The sequence below is a fragment of the Thermopolyspora flexuosa genome, assembly GCF_006716785.1.
In the GTDB taxonomy this organism is placed as follows: Bacteria; Actinomycetota; Actinomycetes; order Streptosporangiales; family Streptosporangiaceae; genus Thermopolyspora; species Thermopolyspora flexuosa.
The window spans coordinates 1199951-1226633 of record NZ_VFPQ01000001.1; the positions used below are offsets into that span (position 1 = coordinate 1199951).

At 73.0% G+C, this 26683-nt stretch carries 23 protein-coding genes; 18 read left to right on the top strand and 5 right to left on the bottom strand.

Annotation, left to right across the window (positions count from 1 at the left end):
- Window positions 1–88 precede the first annotated feature (88 nt).
- Genes FHX40_RS05310 through FHX40_RS05320 form a run of 3 tightly spaced genes read left to right on the top strand, consistent with a single transcriptional unit; the run spans window position 89 to window position 2957 of the window.
- A complete protein-coding gene (locus tag FHX40_RS05310) occupies window positions 89–871 on the top strand; it encodes a (Fe-S)-binding protein (protein WP_142258576.1) in 783 nt (260 codons plus the stop codon).
- Between the two features lie 50 nt (window positions 872–921).
- A complete protein-coding gene (locus tag FHX40_RS05315) occupies window positions 922–2322 on the top strand; it encodes a lactate utilization protein B (protein WP_189136274.1) in 1401 nt (466 codons plus the stop codon).
- The gene (locus FHX40_RS05320) at window positions 2319–2957 is read left to right on the top strand and encodes a LutC/YkgG family protein (RefSeq protein ID WP_142258578.1); all 639 of its coding nucleotides are present in this window, start codon (window positions 2319–2321) and stop codon (window positions 2955–2957) included. Before FHX40_RS05315 ends, FHX40_RS05320 begins: the two co-directional genes overlap by 4 nt.
- Window positions 2958–3366: 409 nt before the next feature.
- Here the strand turns inward: FHX40_RS05320 and FHX40_RS05325 are convergent, their stop codons facing one another.
- Window positions 3367–3756 carry a DUF2795 domain-containing protein gene (locus FHX40_RS05325; protein WP_142258579.1) on the bottom strand — a complete coding sequence of 130 codons (390 nt, stop codon included), beginning with the start codon at window positions 3754–3756 and terminating at the stop codon, window positions 3367–3369.
- 175 nt (window positions 3757–3931) lie between these two features.
- Between FHX40_RS05325 and FHX40_RS25705 the strand changes: the two genes are divergently transcribed.
- The 13 genes from FHX40_RS25705 (at window position 3932) to ettA (ending at window position 19744) form a co-directional block, all read left to right on the top strand.
- A complete protein-coding gene (locus tag FHX40_RS25705) occupies window positions 3932–4396 on the top strand; it encodes a hypothetical protein (protein WP_170198721.1) in 465 nt (154 codons plus the stop codon).
- A complete protein-coding gene (locus tag FHX40_RS25710; RefSeq protein ID WP_170198722.1) occupies window positions 4393–4737 on the top strand; it encodes a winged helix-turn-helix domain-containing protein in 345 nt (114 codons plus the stop codon). The genes FHX40_RS25705 and FHX40_RS25710 overlap by 4 nt, the downstream gene beginning before the upstream one ends.
- The gene (locus FHX40_RS05335; RefSeq protein ID WP_142258581.1) at window positions 4724–5599 is read left to right on the top strand and encodes an ABC transporter ATP-binding protein; all 876 of its coding nucleotides are present in this window, start codon (window positions 4724–4726) and stop codon (window positions 5597–5599) included. The genes FHX40_RS25710 and FHX40_RS05335 overlap by 14 nt, the downstream gene beginning before the upstream one ends.
- Window positions 5600–5690: 91 nt before the next feature.
- Window positions 5691–6875 carry an ABC transporter permease gene (locus tag FHX40_RS05340; RefSeq protein ID WP_142258582.1) on the top strand — a complete coding sequence of 395 codons (1185 nt, stop codon included), beginning with the start codon at window positions 5691–5693 and terminating at the stop codon, window positions 6873–6875.
- 95 nt (window positions 6876–6970) lie between these two features.
- Window positions 6971–8062, top strand: a complete 1092-nt coding sequence (locus tag FHX40_RS25425) for a GNAT family N-acetyltransferase (RefSeq protein ID WP_229789092.1) — start codon at window positions 6971–6973, stop codon at window positions 8060–8062.
- 96 nt (window positions 8063–8158) lie between these two features.
- The gene (locus FHX40_RS05355; protein ID WP_142258583.1) at window positions 8159–9001 is read left to right on the top strand and encodes a sirohydrochlorin chelatase; all 843 of its coding nucleotides are present in this window, start codon (window positions 8159–8161) and stop codon (window positions 8999–9001) included.
- Window positions 8998–10071, top strand: coding sequence for a nicotinate-nucleotide--dimethylbenzimidazole phosphoribosyltransferase (gene cobT, locus FHX40_RS05360; RefSeq protein ID WP_142258584.1), 1074 nt, complete (start codon window positions 8998–9000; stop codon window positions 10069–10071). Before FHX40_RS05355 ends, cobT begins: the two co-directional genes overlap by 4 nt.
- 259 nt (window positions 10072–10330) lie before the next feature.
- Complete coding sequence (gene cobA, locus FHX40_RS05365) at window positions 10331–11563, top strand: uroporphyrinogen-III C-methyltransferase (protein ID WP_142258585.1); 1233 nt, start codon at window positions 10331–10333, stop codon at window positions 11561–11563.
- Window positions 11560–13926: a dynamin family protein gene (locus tag FHX40_RS05370; protein ID WP_244941582.1), complete on the top strand. Its 2367-nt coding sequence runs from the start codon at window positions 11560–11562 to the stop codon at window positions 13924–13926. The genes cobA and FHX40_RS05370 overlap by 4 nt, the downstream gene beginning before the upstream one ends.
- Window positions 13923–15563, top strand: coding sequence for a GTPase (locus tag FHX40_RS05375; RefSeq protein WP_142258586.1), 1641 nt, complete (start codon window positions 13923–13925; stop codon window positions 15561–15563). Before FHX40_RS05370 ends, FHX40_RS05375 begins: the two co-directional genes overlap by 4 nt.
- A gap of 147 nt (window positions 15564–15710) precedes the next feature.
- Window positions 15711–16328, top strand: coding sequence for a single-stranded DNA-binding protein (locus tag FHX40_RS05380; protein WP_170198723.1), 618 nt, complete (start codon window positions 15711–15713; stop codon window positions 16326–16328).
- Between the two features lie 459 nt (window positions 16329–16787).
- Window positions 16788–18005: a GGDEF domain-containing protein gene (locus tag FHX40_RS05385; RefSeq protein WP_244941583.1), complete on the top strand. Its 1218-nt coding sequence runs from the start codon at window positions 16788–16790 to the stop codon at window positions 18003–18005.
- Window positions 18006–18079: 74 nt separating this feature from the next.
- Complete coding sequence (gene ettA, locus FHX40_RS05390; RefSeq protein WP_142258589.1) at window positions 18080–19744, top strand: energy-dependent translational throttle protein EttA; 1665 nt, start codon at window positions 18080–18082, stop codon at window positions 19742–19744.
- A 66-nt stretch (window positions 19745–19810) separates the two neighbouring features.
- On the opposite strand, the gene FHX40_RS05395 is transcribed toward ettA, so the two are convergent.
- The 4 genes from FHX40_RS05395 to FHX40_RS05410 all read right to left on the bottom strand — a co-directional run bounded on the left by FHX40_RS05395 (window position 19811) and on the right by FHX40_RS05410 (window position 24142).
- A complete protein-coding gene (locus FHX40_RS05395) occupies window positions 19811–21364 on the bottom strand; it encodes a glycoside hydrolase family 13 protein (RefSeq protein WP_142258590.1) in 1554 nt (517 codons plus the stop codon).
- Between the two features lie 143 nt (window positions 21365–21507).
- The gene (locus FHX40_RS05400) at window positions 21508–21915 is read right to left on the bottom strand and encodes a globin (RefSeq protein ID WP_142258591.1); all 408 of its coding nucleotides are present in this window, start codon (window positions 21913–21915) and stop codon (window positions 21508–21510) included.
- Window positions 21916–22217: 302 nt separating this feature from the next.
- On the bottom strand, window positions 22218–23354 hold the full coding sequence (locus tag FHX40_RS05405; protein WP_229789095.1) for a mechanosensitive ion channel family protein: 1137 nt from the start codon (window positions 23352–23354) through the stop codon (window positions 22218–22220).
- A 515-nt stretch (window positions 23355–23869) separates the two neighbouring features.
- Window positions 23870–24142 carry a hypothetical protein gene (locus FHX40_RS05410; protein WP_142258592.1) on the bottom strand — a complete coding sequence of 91 codons (273 nt, stop codon included), beginning with the start codon at window positions 24140–24142 and terminating at the stop codon, window positions 23870–23872.
- 392 nt (window positions 24143–24534) lie between these two features.
- On the opposite strand from FHX40_RS05410, the gene FHX40_RS05415 reads away from it, so the two are divergent.
- Window positions 24535–26109 (top strand): helix-turn-helix transcriptional regulator, encoded by a 1575-nt coding sequence (locus FHX40_RS05415; RefSeq protein ID WP_189136273.1) that lies wholly within the window; start codon window positions 24535–24537, stop codon window positions 26107–26109.
- Entirely contained in the window at window positions 26106–26618 is a 513-nt protein-coding gene (locus FHX40_RS05420; protein ID WP_142258593.1) for a GNAT family N-acetyltransferase, read from the top strand. Before FHX40_RS05415 ends, FHX40_RS05420 begins: the two co-directional genes overlap by 4 nt.
- Window positions 26619–26683 lie beyond the last annotated feature (65 nt).

Below are 26683 nucleotides of genomic sequence, written 5' to 3' on the forward strand. Positions count from 1 at the left end.
GTGGGCCTCTCCTTCGGGGTGAAAGCCTTGACCTCGGGGGTATGGTCTGACCATATTGTGGTCTGACCATATTCGGAAAGGCTACCCCGTGCGCGTCGCCCTCTTCATCACCTGCGTGAACGACACGCTCTTCCCGGAGACCGGCAAGGCGGTCGTCACCCTGCTGCGCCGGCTCGGCTGCGAGGTCGAGTTCCCCCGGGCACAGACCTGCTGCGGCCAGATGCACCTCAACACCGGCTATCCCCGGGAGAGCCTGCGGCTGGCCCGGCACTTCGTCGACGTCTTCTCCGGGTACGACGCCGTCGTGACGCCCTCGGGCTCGTGCGCGGCGATGGTGCGCGAGCAGTACCCGAAGCTCGCCCACAGCCCTCACTTCGCCGCCCCGGCCGGGGCGCGGCGGCTCGTCCCGACCCGGGCCGGCCGGGAGTTCGCCGCCGCCGTCGACGAGGTGACGCCCCGGGTGTACGACCTGTCCGAGTTCCTCATCGACGTGCTCGAGGTCGAGGACGTGGGGGCGTACTTCCCGCACAGGGTGACCTACCACCCCACCTGCCACTCGCTGCGCGGGCTGCGGCTGGGGGACCGGCCGCTCCGGCTGCTGCGCGCGGTCCGCGGGCTCGAGCTCGTCGACCTGCCCGGCGCGGAGGAGTGCTGCGGCTTCGGCGGCACCTTCGCGGTGAAGAACCCGGCGATGTCCGCGGCGATGGGCACCGACAAGGTGCGCAACGTGCTCGACACCGGCGCGGAGGTGCTGTGCGCCGCCGACAACTCCTGCCTGATGCACATCGGCGGCACGCTCCGGCGGCAGCGCGGCGGGGTGCGGGTGATGCACCTCGCCGAGATCCTCGCCCAGACCGAGGGGAGGGCCTGATGGGCGCACCGAAGGCGAGCACCGGGCGGGGCCACGTCGTCGACCTCGGCATGCCGGCGTTCCCGCGCAGCTCGGCGCGCGCGGCCGCCGACTCCCAGCTCCGCTTCAACCTGCGCAAGGCGACGCACACGATCCGGGGCAAGCGCGCGAACGTCGTCGCCGAGCTGCCCGACTGGCTGGAGCTGCGCGCCGCGGGCAAGGCGATCAAGGACCACACGCTGCGCAACCTCGACCGCTACCTGATCCAGCTGGAGCGGGCGGTCACCGAGGCCGGCGGCCACGTGCACTGGGCCGCGGACGCGGACGAGGCGAACCGCATCGTCACCGACCTGGTGAAGGCGACCGGCGAGACCTCGGTGGTGAAGGTCAAGTCGATGGCCACCCAGGAGATCGGGCTCAACGAGGCGCTGCACGAGGCGGGCATCACCGCGTACGAGACCGACCTCGCCGAGCTCATCGTCCAGCTCGGCGACGACCGGCCCTCGCACATCCTCGTCCCGGCGATCCACCGCAACCGCGCCGAGATCCGCGAGATCTTCCTCGACCACATGGGGGAGTGGGGCCGGCCCGCGCCCGACGGCCTCGGCGACGACCCGCGCGCCCTCGCCGAGGCCGCCCGGCTGCACCTGCGCGAACGCTTCCTCACCACCAAGGTGGCGATCTCCGGGGCGAACTTCATGGTCGCCGAGACCGGCACCCTGGTCGTGCTGGAGTCCGAGGGCAACGGGCGCATGTGCCTCACCCTGCCGGAGACGCTGATCAGCGTCGTCGGCATCGAGAAGGTCGTGCCGACCTGGCGGGACCTGGAGGTGTTCCTCCAGCTGCTGCCGCGGTCCTCGACCGGGGAGCGGATGAACCCCTACACCTCCACCTGGACCGGGGTCACCCCCGGCGACGGGCCGCGCGAGTTCCACCTCGTGCTGCTCGACAACGGCCGCACCGACGTGCTCGCCGACGAGGTGGGCCGCCAGGCGCTGCGCTGCATCCGCTGCTCGGCATGCCTCAACGTGTGCCCGGTGTACGAGCGGGCGGGCGGCCACGCGTACGGCTCGGTCTACCCCGGGCCGATCGGCGCGATCCTCACCCCGCAGCTGCGCGGCATGGACACGCCGCTCGACGCCTCGCTGCCGTACGCCTCCTCGCTCTGCGGTGCCTGCTACGACGTGTGCCCGGTGGCGATCGACATCCCCACGGTCCTCGTCCACCTGCGGGCGCGGGCGCCGCACGAACCCGCCGAGCGGGCGGTGATGCGGGCCGCGTCCTGGCTGCTCGCCCGGGCGAACCGGTTCGGCGCGGTGCAGCGGCTGGCCTCCCGGCTGCGCCGCCTGATCCCCCGGCGGGCCCCTGGACCCGGGCCGCTCGCCGCCTGGACCGACACCCGCGACATCCCGCCGATCCCCGCCGAGCCGTTCCGCGACTGGTGGGACCGAACCGAAGGAGGTGCCCGGTGACCCCGGCCACGGGCTCGCGTGAGCGCATCCTCGCCCGAATCCGCGCCGCGGTGGCGGTCGCGCCCGAGCAGCGGATCCGCCGCGCCTACCGCACCGGCGCGCGCATGCCGCGCGAGACCCTGATCGAGCTGTTCGCCGAGCGGGTCCGGGACTACCGGGCGATCGTGCACACGGTCGCCGCGGACGACGTGCCCGGCACGGTCGCCGACGCGCTCGCCAGGCGCGGGGTGCGGCGGCTCGTCGTGCCCGCCGGGCTGCCCGGCACCTGGCTGGCGCGGGCCGACGCCGAGGTCGAACGGCTCGCCGACGACCCGCCGCTGTCCGCGGCCGAGCTCGACCGGACCGACGGGGTGATCAGCGCGTGCGCGGTCGCGATCGCCGAGACCGGCACGATCGTGCTCGACGCCGGGCCGGGCCAGGGGCGCCGGGCGCTCACCCTCGTGCCCGACTACCACCTGTGCCTGGTGCGCGCCGAGCAGATCGTCCCCCGGGTGCCCGAGGCCGTCGCCCGGCTCGACCCGCGCCGCCCGCTCACCTGGATCAGCGGCCCCTCGGCGACCAGCGACATCGAGCTCAACCGGGTCGAGGGCGTGCACGGGCCGCGCACCCTCGAAGTCGTGATCATCACGGACTGATCCGCTCGGGGACGTCCGCCCCGGTCGGCGTCCCCGCAACCGGCACTGCGGCAGGGCGGGCGTGTGTCACCGGCCTCGCCGCCGTTGGCCGGGTACGGCCCGGCCTCGCCCACGCCGATCTCGTACGGCTTTCGCGCGATTCCTGCCGAGCCGTCGGCCGCCTGCGCCGATCAGAGGCATTCCGTGGCCGGGTTGTCGCCGAGGTGCCGGGCGGCACGTCGGCCGTTCGCGGCATGCCCGGGCCGCTCGACGCGAGCCGCCCGCGTCACGGGTGCGCCCGATCCGGGGCGATGGATTTCTTGTCGCCGTGACCACATCCTCGCCCGGGCGCGCGTCCGGTCGCCGGGCCGGGCGCCGGCCGTACCTCTCCTTATGGAAGGAGCGCGGCGGACGAGCCCTTTCGGTTGCGCTAGCGCTTCTGCTCGGCCGCGCTCAGCGCGAGCGCGGTGGCGACCTCGCCGAGGTTGTGGAACTTCTCGTCGGGCAACGTGCGCACCGCCTGCAGCACCGGCTCCGGCGCGGCCTTGGTCACGGCGTGGGTGAGCAGGGCGCGGCGGTCGGCGGGGAACCGGGCGTCGCTCAGCCACTTGGCGAGGTTGGCGCGCCGTTCCACGTCCGCCGGGGTGATGCGGGGGCGCTGCGGCGCGGCGGGACGCCGGCCGGGAAGGGTGCCGTCGTCGACCGCGTCGGCGGGAGGCGCGGTCATCGGCTCGTCCCGCCGGACATCCTCGGCGGCCTCGGCGGCGTGCCGTGCGGACCGGGTCGTGCGCTCGCCCTGCTTCGGGCTCCCTCGCTCCATGACCTTCTCCTCCCGTTCACCCAAGGTGCGAATCAGGCCATTTGCCTCTCCGTACCCCTGGCGCCATCGGCAAACGTGGGGCCGTCCCGCGGGCGAGCCCGAGGTGGAGCACTTGGAAAGCACTTGAACGTCGGTTGAGTAGTTGATTACCATCAAACCCGACGAAGGGGGACGTATGTGGTCCGGTAACGACCTCAGCGCGGAACAGGCCTTCGGCGAGATCAGGCGCGTCGACCGGCAGGTGCGGCGGTCGTCGCGGCCCACCGCGGTGTGGTGGCTGGCGTGCGGGATCGCCACGGCCGTCTACTGGTCGGTCATGCACTTCGGCCGCGAGCCGTACGACACGCTCGCGGTCGTGGGATGGGTGGTGTTCTCCACCGCGTCCGCCTTCTACGTCTGCCGGCGGGGCGCATACGAACGCAGGCTGTACCGGCTGGCGCGCGTCGTGATGGCCGTGTTCCTGGCGGCCACCCTCTTCAACGTGCTGGTGACCCCGTACGTGCGGGAGAACGACGGGATCTGGCCGGTCGTCGTCGGCGTCGTCGGCATCCTCGTCGCGGCCATCCCGCCGCTGTACGGCGGCTGGCGCGGGCTGAAGGCGCTGCGCGACCTGGACCGGGAGGAGCCGGCGATCCAGTGACCGCGACCACCGGAAGCGGCCATCATCCCCGGCACAAGCTCGACGAGATCATCCACGCCCCGGTACGCCTCTCCATCGTCGCGGCCCTGGCGGCGGCCGAGAAGGCCGAGTTCCGCTTCCTGCGCGACACGATCGAGGTGAGCGACTCGCTGCTGTCGAAGCACATCGCCACTCTCGAGGAGGCCGGCTACGTGCGGGTGCAGAAGGGGTTCGTCGGCAAGCGCGCCCGTACCTGGCTCTCCCTCACCGAGCGAGGGCGCAAGGCGTTCGCCGAGTACGTGTCCGTGTTGCAGGAGATCGTGACAAAACCAACGAAAGGTGCGGTGGATGCTCCGCATTGACGAGCTGAGAAAACGGTACGGCGAGAAGGTCGCGCTCGACGGCGTCTCGCTCACCGTGCGCCCCGGCGAGATGTTCGGCTTCGTCGGCGCGAACGGGGCGGGCAAGACCACGACGATGCGGATCGTCATGGGCGTGCTCCAGGCGGACGGGGGCGAGGTGCGCTGGCAGGACCGCCCGATCGACTTCGCCGTCCGCCGCCGGTTCGGCTACATGCCCGAGGAACGCGGCCTCTACGCCAAGATGCGGGTCCGCGAGCAGCTCGAGTACTTCGGCCGGCTGCACGGCATGGCCCCGGCCCGGGCCCGCCGGTCAGCCGACGACCTGCTGGAACGGCTCGGCCTCACCGAGCGCCGGGACACCGAGGTGGAACGGCTCTCGCTCGGCAACCAGCAGCGGGTGCAGCTCGCCGTCGCCCTCGTGCACGAGCCCGAGATGCTCATCCTCGACGAGCCGTTCTCCGGCCTCGACCCGATCGCGGTCGACGCGCTCGCCGAGGTGCTGCTCGAGCGCACCGCCGCGGGCGTACCGGTGGTGTTCTCCAGCCACCAGCTCGAGCTCGTCGAGCGGCTGTGCGACTCGGTCGGCATCATCGCGAGCGGCCGCATGGTCGCCGTCGGCTCCGTCGCCGAGCTGCGCGGCCGGGAACGGCACAAGCGGCTGCGCGTCGTGCTCTCCGACGCCGAGCCGGGCTGGGCCGACCGGCTGCCCGGCACGATCGTGGCGAAGGACGGCGACGAGGTCATCCTCGAGCCCGCCGACGACCAGGAGGTGCTCCGGGAGGCGATGCGGCTCGGCCGGGTCGAGCAGTTCGGCTGGGTGGAGCCGAAGCTGAGCGAGATCTTCCGCGAGGTGGTCGCGTGAGCGTGACCGGCGGACCGTCCGGCGCCGGAGGAGGCCGCGCCGGAGCACGAGGCATCGCGAGAGGGACGACGCAGCGAGGGAGAGGGGCACCGTGAAGGACCTGGGCCCGGTCTGGCTCACCGCCCGCCGGGAGATCACCGTACGCGGCCGCAGCAAGGCGTTCATCATCGGCCTGGCGGTCACCATCCTGCTCGTGGTCGTGGCCGTGGGCCTGCCGCGGCTGCTCGCCGGCGTACCGGACCGGTACACGGTCGGCCTCGTCGGCGCGCAGAGCGACCGGCTCGCCGCCGTGCTCGGCGCGCAGGCCGAGGCCGCCGAGGACACGCAGCTGACCGTGGTGAACTACGAGGACGAGGCCGCCGCCCGGGCGGGGGTCGAGGCCGGTGACGTCGACCTGGCCGTGGTGGACAACGCCAGGGTGATCCTCGCGGAGACCCCCGACGCCAACCTGCGGACCATGCTCGCCACCGCGCACCAGGTGGTGGCCACCGAGGAGCGGCTGCGCGCCGCCGGGCTCGACCCGAACGCGGTCCAGCAGGCGATGCAGGTCGAGCCGCTCACCGAGGTCTCGCTCACCGGCACGAGCGGGAAGGAGGCGGGCCTGCGCCGCATGCTCGCCATGGCCATCGTCATCCTGCTGTTCGTGCTGATCATTCAGGCCTGCACCATGGTCGCGATGGGCGTGGTCGAGGAGAAGGGCAGCCGGATCGTGGAGATCCTGCTCGCCACGATCCGCCCGGCCCAGCTCCTCGCCGGGAAGGTGGTCGGGCTGGGCGTGCTCGGGCTGCTGCAGGTCGCCGTGATCGCGATCGCCGGCTACACCGCCGCGCAGTTCAGCGGGCTGCTGCCGGAGCTGCCCGAGGACACCGGCGGCGTGCTCGCCCTCACCCTCGCCTGGTTCCTGCTCGGCTACGCCTTCTACGCGGTGCTGTACGCCGCGATCGCCTCCCTCGTCTCCCGCCAGGAGGAGCTGCAGTCCGCGCTCACCCCGGCCACGCTGCTGCTCATGGGCGGCTACTTCGTGGCGATCTACTCGGTGATGGAGCCCGCCGGCCCGGTCACCCGCGTGCTGTCGGTCGTGCCCCCGTTCTCCGCGATGATCATGCCGGTGCGGGCGGCCGGGGACGAGGTGCCCGTCTGGGAGATCGGCCTGGCGTTCGGGCTCATGCTGCTCGCCGTACTGCTCGTGCTCTGGCTCGGCGGCCGGGTGTACGAGCGGGCGGTGCTGCGCACCGGCGCCCGGGTGCGCATCGCCGAGGTGCTGCGCGCCCGGTGACCGGTGGGGCGCCGGGGGCCGTGCCGTACCGGCGGGGGTGGTTGCGATAGTGGTGGGATGAGATCCGTACCGCCCGGCCTCGTCGAGGGGTGACCATGCCAGGTTTCGACGCCCACCTCACGCTCTCGTCGGAACGGCTGGTGCTGCGCCCCTTCGGGCCGAAGGACGCGCCCCAGGTGCGGGCGATCGTCGCCGCCGGGACCGCCTCCTTCCTGCCGCCCGGCGCGCCCGGTCACCTCGCCTACGTCGACCAGTGGCTGAGTCACGGCGTCCACGAGCCGCTCCGCTCCGGCGAGGGCATCCACCTCGCGATGGAGGCCGCGGGCGAGATCGTGGGCGCCATCAGCCTGTTCAAGACCCACTGGGGCGCCGGCACCACCGAGATCGGGTACGGCGTGCTCCCCGGCCACCGGGGGCGCGGGTACGCCACCGAGGCGGTGCGCCTGCTCACCTCGTGGGCGCTCGGCCCGGGCGGCCTGCGCCGGGTCGAGCTGCGGGTCAACCTCGACAACGCCGCCTCGATCCGGGTGGCGGAGAAGGCCGGGTTCACCCGGGAGGGCCTGCTGCGCGGCGGCGGCTTCGAGGACGACGGCCCGCACGACCTGCTGGTGTTCGGCCGGATCGCCGGGGATCCGCCCATGCCGTACACCGGGTTCCACACCGGGCTGCGGCTGGAGAGCGAGCGGCTGCTGCTGCGCCCGTTCACCGCGGCGGACGCCCCCGACGTGCTCGCCGCGGTCGCCGGCGACCCGGAGATCCGGCGCTGGATGCCGTGGGCCGCCGGGTACACGATGGAGAGCGCGCTCCAGTGGTGCACCCGGCTCGCCCACATCGACGTGGCCACCGCCGTGCACTTCGCGCTCGAGCCGCGGGACGGCGGGCGGCTCGCCGGGTCGGCCGGGGTGCACCGGGCCGACTGGGAGCGCGGCGACGCCGAGATCGGCTACTGGATCGCGCCGTGGGCGCGCCGCCGCGGCTACGCCACCGAGGCGACCCGGGCGATCAGCGAGCACCTGTTCGAGCGCGGCTTCCAGCGGGTCCACCTCGTGGTCGCGGACGGGAACGTGGCGAGCCAGGCGGTGGCGAAGAAGGCCGGGTTCACCCGGGAGGGGGTGATGCGCCGGGCGGTGCCGGTGCCCGGCGGCTACGTGGACGGCATATTGTTCAGCCTGCTCAGGGGCGAATGAGCGGTTTCGTGCTGAAAATTCCAAGCTCGGGACGCCGTGGTGCGCTTTGGAGTATCCTCGCGGTCTGCCGCTGCAGGCCGACCAGGGGAGACCGAGATGAAGCCGCCGCTGCTGCTGATCGGGACCGGCACCGACGACAATAGCGGCACCGCCGAATTCGGCAGGTTCGTGCACCGGTTGCGCTGTCGCCTCGAGCACATCGCCGCCGACGTGTGCGGCGGATTCCTCGACCGGTCCGAGCCGCGCCTGCGCGACTCGGTCGCCTCGCTGGTGGCCCGCGGGCACCACCGCATCGTGGTGCTGCCCCTCGTGCTCACCGAGCACGACCAGGTCCTCACCGCGCTGCGCGCGGCCCTCGCCCGGGAGCAGGAGCGCCACCCGACGCTGCGGTACGACCTCGCCCGGCCGCTCGGCCCCGACCTGGGCGTGCTCGGCCTGCTCGCCGAGCGGCTCGCCGACGCCGAGGCGGAGATCCCCCGCCTCGCCGCCGTGCCCGCCGCCACGGCCCAGTCCACCCCGGGCGTGAGCCGGTCGGAGACCGCGATCGTGCTCGTCGGCGGCGGCTCCACCGACCCGGCCGGGAACGCGGACGTGCACCGGACCTCCCGCCTGCTGTGGGAGACCTACGCCTCCGGCTACCTCACCGTGGAGACCGCCTACATGTCGCCGCTCACCCGGCCGGGCGTGGCCGGCGGGTTGGAGCGATGCCGACGACTCGGTGCAAAGCGTGCGATCGTGCTGCCCTACCATGTTTTCGCCGATTCCGACCTGGAACGGGTCTGGGCGCAGGCGATGGCGTACGCGGCGGGCCACGACGGGCTCGACATCCGCTGCGCCGAGGCCATCGGGGACTGCGAGGGCCTCGCCGACGTCGTGATCGAACGCTACGAGGAGGCGCTGACCGTGGAGCTCGCCGACCGGCGGCAGGTGCTGCGATGACGCCCGCGGAGGCCGTGGCCCGGATCGTCGCGGCGATCGATCCGCTCGACGAGGCCGCCGCGCGGGCCGCCCGCGAGCACCAGGACCGGCTCACCAAGCCGCGCGGCGCGCTCGGCTCGCTCGAGGACGTCGCGGTCCGCCTCGCCGGGATCGCCGGGACCTGCCCGGCGCCGATCCCGCACCCCGCGGCCGTCGCCGTGTTCGCCGCCGACCACGGCGTGCACGCCCAGGGCGTCACCCCCTGGCCGCAGGAGGTCACCGCCCAGATGGTGGCGAACTTCCTCGCCGGCGGCGCGGTGGTCAACGCGTTCGCCAACCAGGCCGGGGCCACGGTGACCGTGGTCGACGTCGGCGTCGCCGCCGACCTGCCGCCCACGCCGCGACTGGTCAACCGCAAGATCGCGTACGGCACCGCCGACCTGTCCCAGGGCCCGGCGATGACCCGCGAGCAGGCCGAGCGCGCGATCGCCACCGGCGCCGAGATCGCCGCCGACCTCGTCCGCTACGGCGCCCGCTGCCTGATCGCGGGCGACATGGGCATCGCGAACACCACCGCCTCGGCCGCCCTGGTCTCCGCGTTCACCGGCCGGGACCCCGAGCTCGTCACCGGCCGCGGCGCCGGGATCGACGACGCCACGCTGCGGCACAAGATCGAGGTGGTACGCCGCGGCCTCGAGGCCAACGGCCTGCCGTCCGAGGAGGTGCCCGCGATCGAGGTGGTCGCCCGGGTCGGCGGCCTCGAGCACGCCGCGATCGCCGGGTTCATCCTCGGCGCCGCGGCCGCGCGGGTGCCGGTCATCCTCGACGGCGTGATCGCCGGGGCGGGCGCCCTGGTGGCCGCGGGCATCGCGCCCCGCGCGATCGACTACTGCCTCGCCGGTCACCGCTCGGCCGAGCCCGGGCACGCCGCCACCCTGGAGCACCTCGGGCTGCGGCCGCTCGTCGACCTGGAGCTGCGGCTCGGCGAGGGCACCGGCGCCGTGCTCGCCCACCCGCTCGTGTGCGCCGCGGCCCGCGTCATGCACGAGGTCGCCACCTTCGACTCGGCGGGCGTCTCCGAGAAGGAGTGACGGCCGCGCGGCCCGCGCCGGGTTCGCGGTGGCCGGTTCCGGGCATGCGCGCAGTCCGCCGTGCCGTACCGGTGTCCTCCGGACGTGCCGTTCGGTGTGCCCTCCGCAGGGTCGACAATGGTTCCTGACCGCACCGACCGGCACAATGTGGGAGATCGCGGTCAGGGGCGATAACCTGCCCTTCCTGAAACAATGGCGCTGTAGGTTAACTCACGTACCGCGCCCCGCCGATCTTGCCGCCATGGAGGGAAACCGCGTCATGTCGCCCTACATGCTCGGCCTGCGCCTGGAAGGGCGGCGCGTGCTCGTCGTGGGGGGCGGTCGGGTGGCCCAGCGACGGGTACCGGCGCTGCTCGCCGCCGGAGCCCGCGTCACGATCGTCTCGCCGAGCGTCACCCCCGCGCTCGACGACCTCATCGCGGACGGCCGGGTGCACTGGGAGCGCCGGCGCTACCAGGTCGGCGACTGCGACGGCGCGTGGCTCGTGCAGGCGTGCACCGACGACCGCGCGGTGAACACCGCGGTCGCCGCCGAGGCCGAGGCGAAGCGCATCTGGTGCGTGCGCGCCGACGACCGGGACGCCTCGGCCGCGTGGACCCCGGCGAGCGGGCAGGTGGGCGAGATCGGCGTGGCGGTGACCGCGGGCGGCGACCCGCGCCGGGCCGCCAGCATCCGCGACGCGATCGTCAACGGGCTGCGCGACGGCACCGTCGACGCCCGCCGCAACCGCACCAAGCCGGTCGGCGTCGCGCTCGTCGGCGGGGGACCGGGCGATCCCGGGCTGATCACGGTACGCGGGCGGCAGCTGCTCGCCCAGGCAGACGTCGTGATCGCCGACCGCCTCGCCCCGCGCGCGCTCCTCGACGAGCTGCCGCCGGACGTCGAGCTGATCGACGCGGCGAAGATCCCGTACGGCCGCTACCTGGCGCAGGAGAAGATCAACGAGCTGATCATCGAGCACGCCCGGCAGGGGAAGTTCGTGGTGCGGCTGAAGGGCGGCGACCCCTTCGTGTTCGGCCGGGGCGGCGAGGAGATGATCGCCTGCGCCCGGGCCGGCATACCCGTCACCGTGGTGCCGGGCATCACCAGCGCCATCGCCGCCCCCGCGGCGGCCGGGGTGCCGGTCACCCATCGCGGCGTCACCCAGGAGTTCCACGTGATCTCGGTGCACGTGCCGCCGGGGCACCCGCAGTCCACCGTGGACTGGCCGGCGCTCGCCCGGTCGAACGGCACCCTGGTCCTGCTCATGGCCGTCGAGCGCATCGCGGCGATCGCTGACACACTCCTCGAAAACGGACGTTCTCCAGAAACTCCCGTGATGGTGGTGCAGGACGGTACTCTTCCCACCCAGCGAGCCGTTTCCGCCACGCTCGGCACGGTGGCGGAACGCGTGGCCGCGGCTGGAATCCGCCCGCCGGCGACGGTGGTCGTCGGCGAGGTGGTCAGGGTCGGCCAGGAGATCGAGATGGTGCGAGCGGAGCGGATTCCGTGAACCCGGCTGCGAACGAACCCACCGGGCGGACGCCGATGGGCGACGACACCGAGTCGCCCGGCGAGCAGACGCTGTCGTTCGAGCCCATCCGCGACGAGGAGGGCGCCGACCCCTCGGACGCCGACCCCGCGGACGCGGCCGACGGGCCGACCCGGCCCACGATGCATCCGGCGGCGCGCGCCCGCGCCGCCGCCCCCGCGCGGGACGAGCCGGTGACCGGTCCCGGCGGGACCGCGGTGGCACCGGTCGCCGGCGGCGCGCCGTCCCCGGAGCGGGCCGGGCCGGCGGCGGCCGTACGGCAGGCCGGGCCCGCCGGCCTCGAGTGGCGTCCGTCGCGCGTCGCCGAGGACCCCGAGCGGCCCGATCCGCCGAAGCCGGAACCGGACCGGGAGGCGAACGAGGCGGCCAAGGTCGCCGAGGCGGCGCCTGAGACAGCCGGCGAGACCGCCGGCGAGCCCGCGTCCGCGGCCGGGCGGCCGGAACCGGAGACGGAACCCGCGGCGGAACCGGCGGCCGAGCCGGCCAAGGCGGCCGAGGCGGGCGACGAGGCCACCGGCGAGACCGGGTCCGAACCCGAGCGCGCGGAACCGGCGGCGGAGCAGGAGACCGCGCCGGAGCCCGAGCCCGAGACCGGCCGGGCCGACGAGGACACGCCGCCGCGCACCCGCGAGGTGCCGGTGCCCGAGCCGGTGTCCCGCGCCTTCAGCGCGGCCCTCGCCGAGCTGCGCGAGAGCCTGATCGGGCTGAACTTCGGGCTCGACCTGCCGGGCGCGGTGGAGGCCCGCAAGGTGCAGGCGGAGATCCTCTCCCAGCTCGGCAACTACGTGATCCCGCGGGTGCACATGAGCACCGCCCCGGCGCTCGTCGTGGTGGCGGGCTCGACCGGCGCGGGCAAGTCCACGATCGTCAACTCGCTCGCCGGGACGAAGGTCAGCGCCACCGGGGTGCGGCGGCCGACCACCGGCACGCCCGTGCTCGTCTGCCACCCGAACGACCGCGAGTGGTTCGCCCGGGGCAACGTGCTCAGCGGGCTGACCCGGGTGACCCGGCCCGGCCTCGGGCCGAGCATGTCGAGCTTCGTGCTCACCACCTCGCCCGGGCTGCCGGAGAACATCGCGCTGCTCGACACCCCGGACATCGACTCGGCGGTCGAGGAGCACCACGAGATCGCGCACCGCATGCTCGACGTCGCCGACCTGTGGGTGTTCGTCACCACGGCGGCCCGGTACGCCGACGCGCCCGCCTGGCACCTGCTCAAGCTGGCCAAGGAGCGGGGCGCCCGGTTCGTCATCGTGGTCGCCCGGGTGACGCCCAAGGCCCGCGACGTGGTGCTCAAGCACTTCGGCCGCATGCTCGACGACTACGGCCTCGGCGACGTGGAGCGCTTCGTCATCCACGAGACCACGGTGACCGACGGGCGGCTCCCGGACGAGGAGATCGCCGAGCTGCGCACCTGGCTGGAGGAGCTGTCGGTCGACGACGACCGCCGCGCCCGGGCGATCCGCACCACGCTCGACGGCGCGCTCAACAGCTTCCGGGTCCGCATCCCGGCGCTCGCCCGCCAGCTCGAGGCGCAGGTGGCGTTCCGGGCCGAGCTGCGCACCGACGTGGACGCCGCGTACATGGCCGCGCTCGCCGAGATCGACGAGGCCACCCGCAACGGCTCGCTGCTGCGCGGCGAGGTGCTCGCCCGCTGGCAGGACTTCGTCGGCTCCGGCGACATCCGGCACGCGCTGCAGCACCTGCGCCGCCCCGGCCGCTTCGCGAGCAAGGCGCGGCAGGAGGCCCCGATGCGGCTGCGCGCGCTCAAGCAGGCGGTCGCCTCCGGGCTGGAGTCGATCATCGTCGCCGCCGCGCAGCGGGCGGCCGAGGACGTGGTCACCCGCTGGCGCAACCGGTCGCCGGTCGGCGAGCGGCTCGCCGCCACCCCCGGCCTCGGCAAACCGTCGGACGAGCTGGTACGGCGGGCCGGCGAGGCGGTGAGCGCCTGGCAGGACCACATCGTCGAGCTGGTCCGCACCGAGGGCGTGACCAAGCGGTCGATCGCCCGGGTGCTCTCGGTCGACGTCGACTCGCTCGCGGTCATCTTCACCGTGGGACTGCTCGGCTACGAGTTCGCCGACACCGCCACCACGAGCACCAAGGGCTCGCTGCCGGAACGCCTGCTCCGCGGGCTGCTCGGCGCGGAGTCCCTGCGCAACATCGCCGCCAAGGCGCGCAGCGACCTGCGCGCCCGGATCAGCATGCTCTTCGACGAGGAGACGGTGCGCCACGTCCACGTGCTCGACAGCGCGGGCATCCCGGACGAGTCCGCCGCGGCACGGCTCTACCAGGCCACCTACAACCTTGAGGTCGCCCGATGACTCCAGGCACGACGACCGCCTCAGCACAGTTCGGTCTTGGTGCCCGGCTCGCCGCGCTCGCCCGTATCGTCGAGCTCGGTGCCGGCCGGGTCGATCCCGAGATTCTCGACGAGGCCGGCCGCCTCCTCATGCGGGCCGGTGACCGGCTCCGGCTGTCCAGCGAGCACACCGTGGTGGCGCTCGCGGGCGGCACCGGCAGCGGGAAATCGTCGCTGTTCAACCGGATCTCCGGGCTCGAGCTGTCGCCCACGGGAGTGCGGCGGCCCACCACGGCGCGCACGCACGCCTGCGTGTGGGGGCTGGAGGGGGCCGCGCCCCTGCTCGACTGGCTGCAGATCCAGTGGCGGCACCGCTTCGCCCGGGCGAGCGCGCTCGACCGCGGGGAGAGCCGGCTGCACGGGCTCATCCTGCTCGACCTGCCCGACCACGACTCGATCCGCGCGCTCAACGACTCCGAGGCCGAGCGGCTCATCAAGGCCGCCGACCTGGTCATCTGGGTGCTCGACCCGCAGAAGTACGCCGACGCCTCGATCCACCGGCGGTACCTGTCCCAGCTCGTCGGGCACGAGGCCACCACGGTGTTCGTGCTCAACCAGGTGGACAAACTCTCCCCCGAGGAGCTCGTCGAGTGCGTCGGCGACCTCGCCGACCTGCTCAAGCGCGAGGGGGTGGAACACCCGCGGCTGGTGTCCACCTCGGCGCTCACCGGGCGGGGCATCGACGGGCTCAAGGGCGTGATCGCCGAGGCGGTCTCCCAGCGCCGCGCCGCCGTGCAGCGCATCGAGGCCGACCTCGACCACGTGGTCGCCGAGCTGGTCAGGTCGCTGCCCGCGCACGAGAACCCGGCCACGCCCACGACCGTGGACCCGGCGCGGCGGGAGGCGCTCACCCGGGCGCTGTGCGACGCGGTCGGGCTCACCGCGGTCGGCGAGGCGATGGAGAACGTGCAGATCGCCCGCGCCGAGGAGTGGGTCGGCTGGCCGTACGCGCGGTGGGCGGAGCGGCTGCGCCCCGACCCGCTGCACAACCTGCGGCTGGGCGACCTGCGCGGGGAGATCGGCGACCTGGTGCGCAGCGGGGTGACCGCGCAGCCCGCCGAGGTGGCCACCGCGGTGCAGGGCCTGGTCGACGGGGTCACCGCCGGCCTGCCCGACCCCTGGGCCGACGGCGTGCGGGACGCGGTACGGCAGGCGTCGGCGGCGCTGCCGCAGCGGCTGTCGGAGGAGCTGTCCCGGATGGCGCCGCGACCGGACGAGGTGCCCGGCTGGTGGAAGGCGGTCAAGCTCGGCCAGTACGCCCTGGTCGGGCTGCTCCTCGCCGGGATCCTGTGGACCATGGCGATCCTGGTGTACGGCGTGCTCGACGTGGCCGACGCGCCGGGCGCCCTCCTCGACGATCCCGGCGTGCTGCCGTGGCTCGCGCTGGTCATGGCCTCGGTGCTCGGGCTGGGCGCGTTCGCCGCGTCGGCCTGCCGCAACTTCATCCGGCGCAGCGCGGCCGCCGAGCGCGAGCGGCTCGAGCGGGAGATGCGCAAGCGCGTCGAGGCGATCGCCGAGGAGATGGTGATCGGGCCCGCCGAGCGCGAGCTGCAGCGTTGCAACGAGTTCTTCGGCGCGCTGTCCGTGGTCCGCCGCTGACGCTACCGGCGGGTATCCACAGAACCGGATTCGGGCGCCGTGTGGCGGGCCCGGATGCGGAATCGTTGCCTCCGCCGGAGGGCGCGAGCGCCGCCCTCCGGCCCGGAAGGCGGTCCGCGGGACCGGCTCGAGCGACAGGAGGCAACGATGAACGACGTCTACATCACGCTGACCGGCAACGTCACCCATGATCCCCGGCAGTACCCCCTCGCGGACGGCTCCCGCGTCACCGCGATCCGGGTGGCCACCTCCCGCCGCTACCTCGACCGGCGGACCCAGGAGTGGATGAGCTCCCCGCCCTCCTTCTACGCGGTGCGCTGCTATCGCGGCCTCGCCGACAACGTCGCCCAGTCGATCCGGCGCGGCCATCCGGTCGTGGTGCACGGGCGGCTGCGCATCCGGGAGTTCGAGCGCGACGGCGAGCGCCGGGTGATCGCCGAGGTCGAGGCGAGCTCCGTCGGCCATGACCTGAAGTGGGGCATCGCCACGTTCGAGAAGCCGCCGCGGGCGATGCGCGCCGTGCCCGGCGGCGGGCACGGGTCGGGCGACGCCGGCGACGGCGCGGAGTGGGCCGGCGACGTGCCGGGAGATCCCGAAGGCGCCGGTCATGGCGGTGGTCCCGTCGATTCCGCCGATCCCGCCGACCCCGCGGCCGGCCTTCTCGGCGACGATCCCGCCCCCATGGTCACGGCCGACATGGTCACGGCCGACGCCGCCTGGGGCGACGACGAGCGGCGGCCGGCCGCGGGCGGCATCGCGGCCTAGCCCTGGCGACCCCGTCCGGGGCGGTCATGGCGCCGGGCCGGCGTGGGCACGGCCGTGGCCGCCTCGGCGCCGGGGGACGGGGGAGGGGCGCTCGGCGATGGGGGAGGGGGCATCGGCGGTACCGGGTCGGTCCTCACCGGAGGGCGAAGGCCTACCGGAGCCGGCCGATGGCGCAACACAGGGTGAGAACGCGGATTCAAGTCCAGATGACGCCTTGCGTCATGGCCTGCTCCTTTCCACTCGATCCGCTGCCGGATACGCGGATCCACCCAAGGCAGCCTATCGGTTTCCGTCGCACATCGCACAGTCCGCAACTATTGTGTTACACATCGGAGTCGTCCCTGCGGCGGCTCGTGACGAGGCGATCGATGTGTTTTGGGGGATGCGATGGTGGCCGCCGATCCGGTCTCAGCCAAGCCGCGTGGCGTCATCGCCGCACGAGCCGCCCGATGGCCGCTGTTGGGCGAGCGGCGCGCCCTCGTCGGCTACGTCTGCTGCATCGTGGCGCTCTATCTCGTCACGCTCTCCGGGGCCCTGCTCGCGACCCGGCTGGAGGGACGCGACCTGGCGACGTTCGCCGCCCTGCTCGCCTGCGGCGCCGTGTGCATCGAGGCGCGCCGCCGGCTCGGGGTCCCGGCCGGCGTCTCCCGCGACCTGCTGTCGGCCTGGTGGCTCCCGGCCGCGCTGCTGCTGCCCCCGGCCTACGCGCTGCTGCTCCCGCTTCCCCTGCAGTTCCTCCTCCACCTCCGGGTGCGGGAGACGGTGGTCTACCGCCGGGTGTTCAGCGCGGCCGCGATCGGGCTCGCGGCGGGCGCCGCCTCGATGGCCTTCCACTGGCTCGCCCCGGCGGGCGACGGCCTCGCGCTCGGGGTGAACGCGACGGTGCCCCTCGCGATCGGCTGCGGGGTGGTGTTCACGGTGCTCAACACCGCGCTGATCGCGATCGCCGCGCACACCGCCGAACCGCGCACCCCGTGGCGGCAGCTGCTGTGGGACCGGGAGAGCGCCACCCTCGACCTCGTCGAGCTGTGCCTGGGGGTGCTCGTCACCATCGCGTTCGCGCTGAGCCCGTGGCTGCTGCTGGTCACGCTGCCGCCGATCGTGCTGCTGCAGCGCAGCCTGCTGCACGCCCAGCTCCAGGCGGCGGCGCGCACCGACGGCAAGACCGGCCTGCTCAACGCCGCCGCGTGGCAGCGCGAGGCGGAGACCGAGATCGTCCGGGCCCGGCGCACCGGGCAGACGCTCGCCCTCATCATCCTCGACATCGACCACTTCAAGCAGGTCAACGACAAGCACGGCCATCTCGTCGGGGACCGGGTGCTCGCCGGCGTGGCCGCCACGCTGCGCTCCCAGGTGCGGGAGTATGACGTGGTGGGCCGGTTCGGCGGTGAGGAGTTCGTGGTCCTGCTGCCGAACACCGAGGTCGTCGAGGCGCGCAACGTCGCCGAGCGGCTGCGCATGCACGTCGCCCACATGGCGGTCCCGGTCAACGACGCCGCCATCACCGTCACCGTGTCGGCCGGGGTCGCGGTGATGAACCTCCACGGCGAGGACCTGCTCGACCTGCTCGCCGCAGCCGACCTCGCCCTCTACCGCGCCAAGGAGCTCGGCCGGGACCGGGTCTGCCTGCCCGCCCCCGGCCACACCCCGCCCGAGCACCGCCGCCCGCGGTCGTGAAACGCCCGCGATGCCCGGCATCGGCGGCGACGCACGCCCGTTAGCAGTGCTACACGCCCACTAAGCTGGAGGGCATGCCGGAGTACATCTACACCATGCAGCGCGTGCGCAAGGCGTACGGCGACAAAGTTGTCCTTGACGACGTCACGTTGCACTTCCTGCCCGGGGCGAAGATCGGCGTGCTGGGGCCGAACGGCACCGGGAAGTCGTCGCTGCTGAAGATGATGGCCGGCTTGGAGCAGCCGTCGAACGGCGAGGCGAGGCTCATGCCGGGCTTCACCGTCGGCATTCTCATGCAGGAGCCGCAGCTCGACGAGACCAAGACCGTGCTCGGCAACGTCCAGGAGGGCGTGGCCGAGACGCTCCGGCTGCGGGCCCGGTACGAGGAGATCGCCGAGAAGATGGCGACCGACTACAGCGACGAGCTGCTCGCGGAGATGGGCAAGCTGCAGGACGAGCTCGACGCCCGTAACGGGTGGGAGATCGAGAGCCTGCTGGAGCAGGCGATGGACGCGCTGCGCTGCCCGCCGCCCGACGCCGACGTGACGAAGCTCTCCGGTGGTGAGCGTCGCCGTGTCGCCCTGTGCAAGCTGCTGCTGGAGCAGCCCGACCTGCTGCTGCTCGACGAGCCCACCAACCACCTCGACGCCGAGAGCGTGCAGTGGCTCGAGCAGCACCTGGAGAAGTACCCCGGCACCGTGCTCGCCGTCACCCACGACCGGTACTTCCTCGACAACGTCGCGAACTGGATCCTCGAGCTCGACCGCGGCCGCTGCTACCCGTACGAGGGCAACTACTCCACCTACCTGGAGACCAAGGCCGCCCGGCTCAAGATCGAGGGCCAGAAGGACGCCAAGCGCAAGAAGCGCCTCGAGGCGGAGCTGGAGTGGGTGCGCTCCAACCCCAAGGCGCGGCAGGCCAAGAGCAAGGCGCGTCTGCAGCGCTACGAGGAGATGGCCGCCGAGGCCGCCAAGTACCGCAAGCTCGACTTCGAGGAGATCCAGATCCCGCCCGGCCCGCGCCTCGGCACCACGGTGATCGAGGTGAAGGACCTCACCAAGGGCTACGGCGACCGCGTCCTCATCGAGAACCTGTCCTTCTCCCTGCCGCGCAACGGCATCGTCGGCATCATCGGCCCGAACGGCGTCGGCAAGACCACGCTGTTCCGGCTGATCGTCGGCGACGAGACGCCGGACAGCGGCACGATCACCATCGGCGAGACCGTCAAGCTCTCCTACGTCGACCAGAACCGGGCCGGCATCGACCCGAAGAAGACGGTCTGGGAGGTCGTCTCCGACGGGCTCGACCACATCAAGGTCGGCCAGGTCGAGATGCCGTCGCGCGCCTACATCGCCGCGTTCGGCTTCAAGGGCCCGGACCAGCAGAAGCCCGCGGGCGTGCTGTCCGGCGGCGAGCGCAACCGGCTCAACCTCGCGCTCACCCTCAAGCAGGGCGGCAACGTGCTGCTGCTCGACGAGCCGACGAACGACCTCGACACCGAGACCCTGTCGTCGCTGGAGAACGCGCTGCTCGAGTTCCCCGGCTGCGCCGTGGTCACCTCGCACGACCGCTGGTTCCTCGACCGGATCGCCACCCACATCCTCGCCTGGGAGGGCGGCTCGAACTGGTTCTGGTTCGAGGGCAACTTCGCGGACTACGAGAAGAACAAGATCGAGCGTCTCGGCCCGGAGGCGGCGCGGCCGCACCGCGTCACCTACCGCAAGCTCACCCGCGACTGATCCGCAGAAGCCGCCGCGCACCGGCGCGGCGGCACCGGCGGCACGGGAGGGGCGCCGCGGCCCGGTTCAGCGGGCGGCGAGCCATGCGGCGGTGTCCGGCGGCAGCCCGTCCGCGGTCAGCGGGCCGCTGGCGGCGAGCATCGTGCGGTGCGGCGGCAGGGCCACGTGCCCGCGGCCGCAGTTGAGCACGCAGATCAGGTCGCCGCGGGCGAAGGCGAGCACCTTGTCGGGCGAGTCGAGCCAGCCGATCCGGTCCGGCAGCGCGCCGACGAGGCTCCGCCGGAGCGCGAGCACCTTCCGGTAGAAGGAGAGCATCGACTCCGGGTCGGCGAGCTGGCGCTCCACGGTGAGCTCGGCCCAGTCCGCCGGCTGGGGCAGCCACGGCGCCGCCGACCCGGTGAGCGAGAAGCCGAACGGCGGGCGGGAGCCCGACCAGGGGAGCGGGACGCGGCAGCCGTCGCGTCCCGGCACCTCGCCCCCGGTGCGGAAGAAGGTGGGATCCTGGCGCACCTCGGGCGGAAGGTCCGTCACCTCGGGTAGGCCGAGTTCCTCTCCCTGGTAGAGGTAGACCGAGCCCGGCAGGGCGAGCATCGCGAGCACGGCTGCCCGGGCCCGCGCCGCGCCCACGCCCGGCTCCGGCGCGCCCTCGGCGTACCGGGTGACGTGCCGTACCACGTCGTGGTTGGAGAGCACCCAGGTGGGCGCCGCGCCGAGCGCGGCGAGGGTGTCGTCGATGACCGAGCGGAACGCGGCGGCGTCCCAGGGCGCCTCCAGCCAGGCGAAGTTGAAGCACTGGTGCAGCTCGTCGCCGCGCACGTACCGGGCGAGGTCCTCCACCGAGTCGGTCCACACCTCGCCGACGAGCATGCGGTGACCGTCGAACCGGTCGAGCAGCTTGCGCCACTCCCGGTAGACGTCGTGCACCTCCGGCCGGCCCCAGATCGGGGTGCCGGAGCGCAGGTCCTGCGCCTCCTCCGGGATCGACGGCAGCGCCTCGTCCTTGTACAGGCCCATCGCCACGTCGATACGGAAGCCGTCCACCCCGCGGCCGAGCCAGAACCGCAGGATGTCGAGGAACTCGGCGTGGATCTCGGGGTTGCGCCAGTTGAGGTCCGGCTGCTCGGGCGCGAACAGGTGGAGGTACCACTGCCCGTCCGGCACCTGCGTCCACGCCGGGCCCCCGAACACCGACCGCCAGTTGTTCGGCGGCCCGCCGTCGACGCCGTCCCGGAAGATGTACCGGTCGCGCTCGGGCGAGCCCTTGGGCGCCGCCAGCGCCTCGCGGAACCACGGGTGCGCCGAGGAGGTGTGGTTCGGCACCAGGTCGACGATGACCTTCAGGTCGTGGGCGTGCGCGTCGGCGACCAGCCGGTCGAACGTGGCGAGGTCCCCGAAGAGCGGGTCCACGTCGCGGTGGTCCGCCACGTCGTAGCCCCCGTCGACCATGGGCGACCGGTAGAACGGGGTGAGCCACACGGCGTCCACGCCGAGCGCGGACAGGTACGGCAGGCGCCGCCGTACCCCCTCGAGGTCCCCCACCCCGTCACCGTCGGCGTCGGCGAAGCTGCGCACGTAGATCTGATAGACGACGGCGTCGTGCCACCAGGGGAGTGTCTCCATGGTGACAGGGCTGCCCGCGATGGCCGGGCGCTACGCCTGACGCCCGGCCGGACGGCCGGGGCGGGACACCGCCGGCCCGCTCGCCGCGAGCGGGGACCCTCGGCCCCGGGAGCCGGGCGTCGCCGTCGCCCGCGTGGCCACCGTCAGGTTGGGGTGTTGACGAGGCTGTGCGCGGCGTACACGAGGTAGTCCCACAGCTGCGCCTCCAGCTCCGGCGCCAGCTCCAGCTCCTGCACCGCGTCGTACATGTGCTTGAGCCAGGCGTCGCGCTCGGCCTCGCCGATGGCGAACGGCGCGTGCCGCATGCGCAGCCGCGGGTGGCCGCGCCGCTCGCTGTAGGTCCGCGGGCCGCCCCAGTACTGCATGAGGAACAGCCGCAGCCGCTCCTCGGCGCCGGACAGGTCCTCCTCGGGATAGAGCGGCCGCAGCAGCGGATCCTGGGCGACACCCTCGTAGAAGCGGCGCACGAGCCTGCGGAAGGTCTCCTCGCCGCCTACGGCCTCGTAGAAGGTCTGCTTCGCCTGGTCGGGGGTTGCTGGCTGTTGGGACATTCCTCGGCTCATCTCCGTGAGGACGTGGTACTCGCTGTGCGCGAACCGGGGGGCGTCCGCCGGCGGACGGCGACCGTGCCGGGAGCGCGTCGCCACCGCCGTCTCGGCACGCGGAACGGCACGCTCCCAGGGTACGGCCTCACCCCCGGTGGGCCGGCGGACGGGCCACCGGCCCTCCCGGCGTCCACGCGGCCTGCCGTACGGCGTGCCGGGCGCGGTGCCGAGACCGGCGACACGCGCGGGACCGGGCCGCCGCCGGGACGGACGGGCCGCCCGGACGCCGGGTGGGGCCTGCGCGGCCGTCAGGACGCCGCGGCGAACGGCACGCCCTTCTCGTCGAGCGCGTGCTTGATGCGCACCCGCAGCTCGCGCGCGACCTCGTTCTGCTTGCCGGGCATGGTCTTGGCGGTCACCCGGAAGAGCATCGCCGAGTCGGAGATCTGCTCCAGGGCGTACACCTTGGGCTCCTCGACGATCACCAGGTCGCGCATGCCGGGCTCCTCCCACAGCCCGTTCGCGATGGACTTGAGCAGCTCGCGGACCTCCTCGATGTCGGCGTCGTACGGCACCGGCACGTCGACCAGCGCCCGCGACCAGCCCTGCGACTCGTTGCCCACCCGGCTGATCGTGCCGTTGCGGATGTACCACACGCGGCCGTCGGCGTCCCGCAGCCGGGTGATGCGCAGCGTCACGGCCTCGACGGTGCCGGTGGCCGGACCGGCGTCGATGATGTCGCCGACGCCGTACTGGTCCTCCAGCAGCATGAACATGCCGGAGATGAAGTCCTTCACCAGCTCCTGCGCGCCGAAGCCGATCGCGATGCCGAGGATGCCCACGCTGGTGAGCAGCGGCGCGAGGTTCATGCCGAAGCGGGCGAGCACCATCAGGAACGCGGTGCCCATGATCACGACGGTGGCGACGTGCCGCAGCACCGACCCCATCGTCTCGGCCCGCTGCCGGCGCCGCTCGGTGAGCAGCACCTGGGCGGCGTCCGTCTGCTGGCCGGACCGGGCGCGCAGCTTCTCCGGGAGCACACCCTGCGCGGCCTTGCGGGTGATGCGCTCGATCAGGCGGAGCACCAGCTTCCGCAGGACGAACGCGCCCGCCAGGATGAGGACGATCGTGATCAGCCAGGCGGCGAACGGTGCCCAGCCCTTCGGCAGGATGCCCTCCACCAGCGGGCAGATCACGTCGTTCGATGAGGTGCAGGTGGAGAGCACCGCCTCGGTGAGCGCCTCCGGGTCCGGAAGCACCAGGTCGGTCGGATCCGGCGTGGAGGTGGCCTCCGGGGTCGGCTCCGGCGTGGGCGCCGGGGTGGCCTCCGCCGTCGGCGCGGGAGTGCCTTCCGATGTGGGGGCCGGGGTCGCCGGGGCGTCGGACGGGTCCGCGGACGGGTTCGCCTCCGGCGTCGGGGCAGGTGCGAGCGATCGCAGGAACACTTACGGGATCCTCGGGGATTGGTTCGGTCGGCGGTTGGTCATACCTCGGTCAACCATAGTGATACCGCCGAGCTGCCACCGCCGACCGAACCGGCCGCCGCGACCTCCGCGCCGTCAAGAGGGGGCGCCGGGCCCGACCGCCGGATCAGGCCCGTATCGCCCCACGCGGCGGCCCGGCCGGTAGGCGCACCCGGAAACACCTGCCGGCCGTCCCCTCGCCGGGGTGGGGTCCCGGCGCCGCCCGGCACCGCCGTACCGGCGGCCCGGGCGGAGCTTTACGCCGCGGGTGGAATTTCGAATCCGAATCTGACTCGGGTGAATCCGAGTATGACTCGGATGTCTGACTCGGTACCGTGTTCGATTCCGGCGAATCAGGAATTGACGTATTGTTCCGACTTGACGAGAATTCGCGAAAATGATCCCGGAGCCGGCGCGGCAGGCAACGCCCGGACCCTCCGGCGCGTTCCGCACCGCCGCCGCGCCGACCCCGGGGACGCCGCGGTGGGCGCGTGCCTCTAGTCGCCCACCGCGGCGAGCACTCGGGCCACCTTCGTCGCGGCGCCGGCCGGATCGTCCGCCCGGTGCATGCGCTCGCCCCACGACCACCAGTAGTAATCGGTCGCCGCCTGCGGACGGCAGGTGACGTTCTCGGTGAGACTGGTCGCCTTCGGATTGATCACACGCACGAAGGCGCGGCCCGACGACGTGCGCACCACGCGGGCGAGCAGGCCGCGTGCGTCCAGTTCCGACACCAAGCGCTCCAGGTGACCGAGGTGGTCCTCGCGCACCGTATGTCCTCCTCGTACGGCGGGCCTCTTCGGTCCCGCGCCTGCTTTTCCGGTCGGCTCAAGATGACCGACATCGTCAAATGGCGCAACGGACCTTTGAGGCGGCCGTGGATGGGGGATACCCCAATCAGGGTTATAGAAGCGCTCCGAAGGAGGACGATCCTTAGCCGAATTCCGCAAGACTCGTTCCCCAGCAGACCTCGTCTGGTCCATTATTCTCTGTAGGCGTAGCGCAACCCGCCGGTAACAGTGAGTCAGGGGGCGGTCGACCGGGCGGGGACTCGGCAGGGCGGTCACGTGCCGCCCCAAGGAGAAGGGCTGTCATGGTCGTGCCAGGCATGGTCGGAGATGACGGCCGAACCTCGAACGGCAGGGCGACGGAGAACCGGATCGTGACCGGGAGACACAGGGAGACCGAACTCGCCCGGCGGAGCCGGGCTCGAGGGTTGGCCGCGGGGCGGAGCCTTCCCCAGATCGCGGACGAGATCTTCGAATTATGCGGCCCGCAGTTCGGCACGACGCGGATCAAGGCCCACCGCCTGGCCCACGGCATCGCGCTCGCCGACGTGATCGAGCAGGTACGTGCGCTGTTCGAGCGCGACGGCAAGCCCGTCCCCGGGATCGGCGAGACATTGCTGTCGGCGTACGAGAGCGGCCTCAAGCGGCCGGGCCCGGAGTACCTCCACTACCTGTGCACGGTCTACCGGGTCGAGCCGGCCGCCCTCGGTTACGAGGGGCCGTGCATCTGCGGAAACGGACACCGTGCCCCCGGTGCGGGCCGGAGCGACGCGGCGCAGGAGCCCACCCCCGAGCTGGTGCCCAGGCAGCGTGAGCCGCGGACGTGGCCAACCGGCAGTGATGCCCCCGGCGACGGGGGCGAGGAGGACGAGAACGTGCTACGCAGGACGTTGTTGCAGCTCCTCGCGGTGACGGGAGCCGGCGCGGTGATCGAGCCGGAGACCCACAGCCGGGTCTTCGGCGCCGTCGAGAACATCCGCAGGCGGCTGGACGAGACCCTGGTGTCGGGCACCGTGTCTGCGGCCATGCTCGACCAGTGGGAGGAGGCCACCAAGGGGTTCGGCCGCCAGTACATGAAGACCCCTCCGCTGCAGTTGCTCTGCGACGTTCTGCTGGAGCTCAGCTCGGTGCGCAGGGCGATGGCGCACCGCCAGCCGGTGGACCTGCAGCGGCGGCTGTGCCAGATGACGGCCCAGCTATCCGGCCTGAGCGGGATGATCATGCTCAACCTCGGCGACCACCGGCTCGCGCGCTCGTTCTTCCGCACCGCGCGCACCGCCGCCGACGAGACCGAGGACCGCGCGCTGCGCGCCTGGGTGATCGCCCGCGAGTCCCTGGTCCCGCTCTACTACGGCGACCCGAAGGAGGCGCTCAACCTCGCCAGGCAGAGCCGTGCCCTCGCCGGCCAGACCCCCTGCCCGGCGCAGGCGATGGCGCCGATCGTGGAGGCGCGGGCGATCGCGATGCAGAGCGGCTCGACCGGCCGCAAGGAGGCGGTCGACCAGGCCAAGCGCGCGCTGTCCCGGGCCCGCGCGGCCTTCACCCAGATGAGCAGCGACGACCAGCAGGACCTCGCGTTCGGCTACACCGAGCGCCAGCTCTACTTCCACGAGGGCGACGCGCTGGTACGGCTGGGCGAGACGATCGAGGCCGACTACATCCTCCAGAAGGCCCTCTCCCAGTACGGGCCGTCGGATTGGCTCGACCCCACCCTCATCCGGTTCGACCGGGCCCGCTGCAAGCTGATCGAGGGTGAGATCGAGGAGGCCGCGCGGATGGCCCTGGAGACCTGGAAGGAACTCGAGGACGCCTACCGCACCGACATCGTGGTGCGCCGGGCGAACGACCTCATCCGGCAGGCCGAGAAGGCGGCGAGCGGGAGCCGTATCCCCGTGCTGGAGGAGCTCAAGGACGCCGTCAAGGCCCGGGCGACGAGGGCGGAGGCATGAGCCTGCGCATCCGCCGCTACCGCTGGTCCGATCTGGAGGCCGTCTGCGCGCTCAACCGGATCGGCCTCGCGCAGGTGGGCCTCGCCCCGGGGGACGGCGTCTACTACGACCACGACCTGCCGCGCATCCACGAGATCTACCTCAACGGCCAAGGCGAGTTCCTGGTCGGCCTCGTCGACGGCCGCATCGTCGCGATGGGCGGGCTGCGGCGGGTCACCGAGCACGAGGCCGAGCTGTGCCGCATGCGGGTCCACCCCGAGTACCAGCGGCGCGGGTACGGCACGCGCATCCTGCTCCGGCTCGAGGAGCGTGCGGTCAGGCTCGGCTACCGCCGCCTCATCTGCGACACCACGAGCAACCAGCTCGCCGCGATGGCGCTGTACCGGCGGCACGGCTGGCTGGAGACCGGACGCCGCCGCATCGGCGCGCTCACCGTCGTCTACTTCGAGAAGGAACTCCACCCCGAGGCCGACGAGCACGATTTACCCGCGGTGAGCGAGAACGCCTAGCCGAGACGAACGCCGCCGGGTCCCGTCGCGGCCGCCGGCCACGACGGGACCATGACCACAGGCCG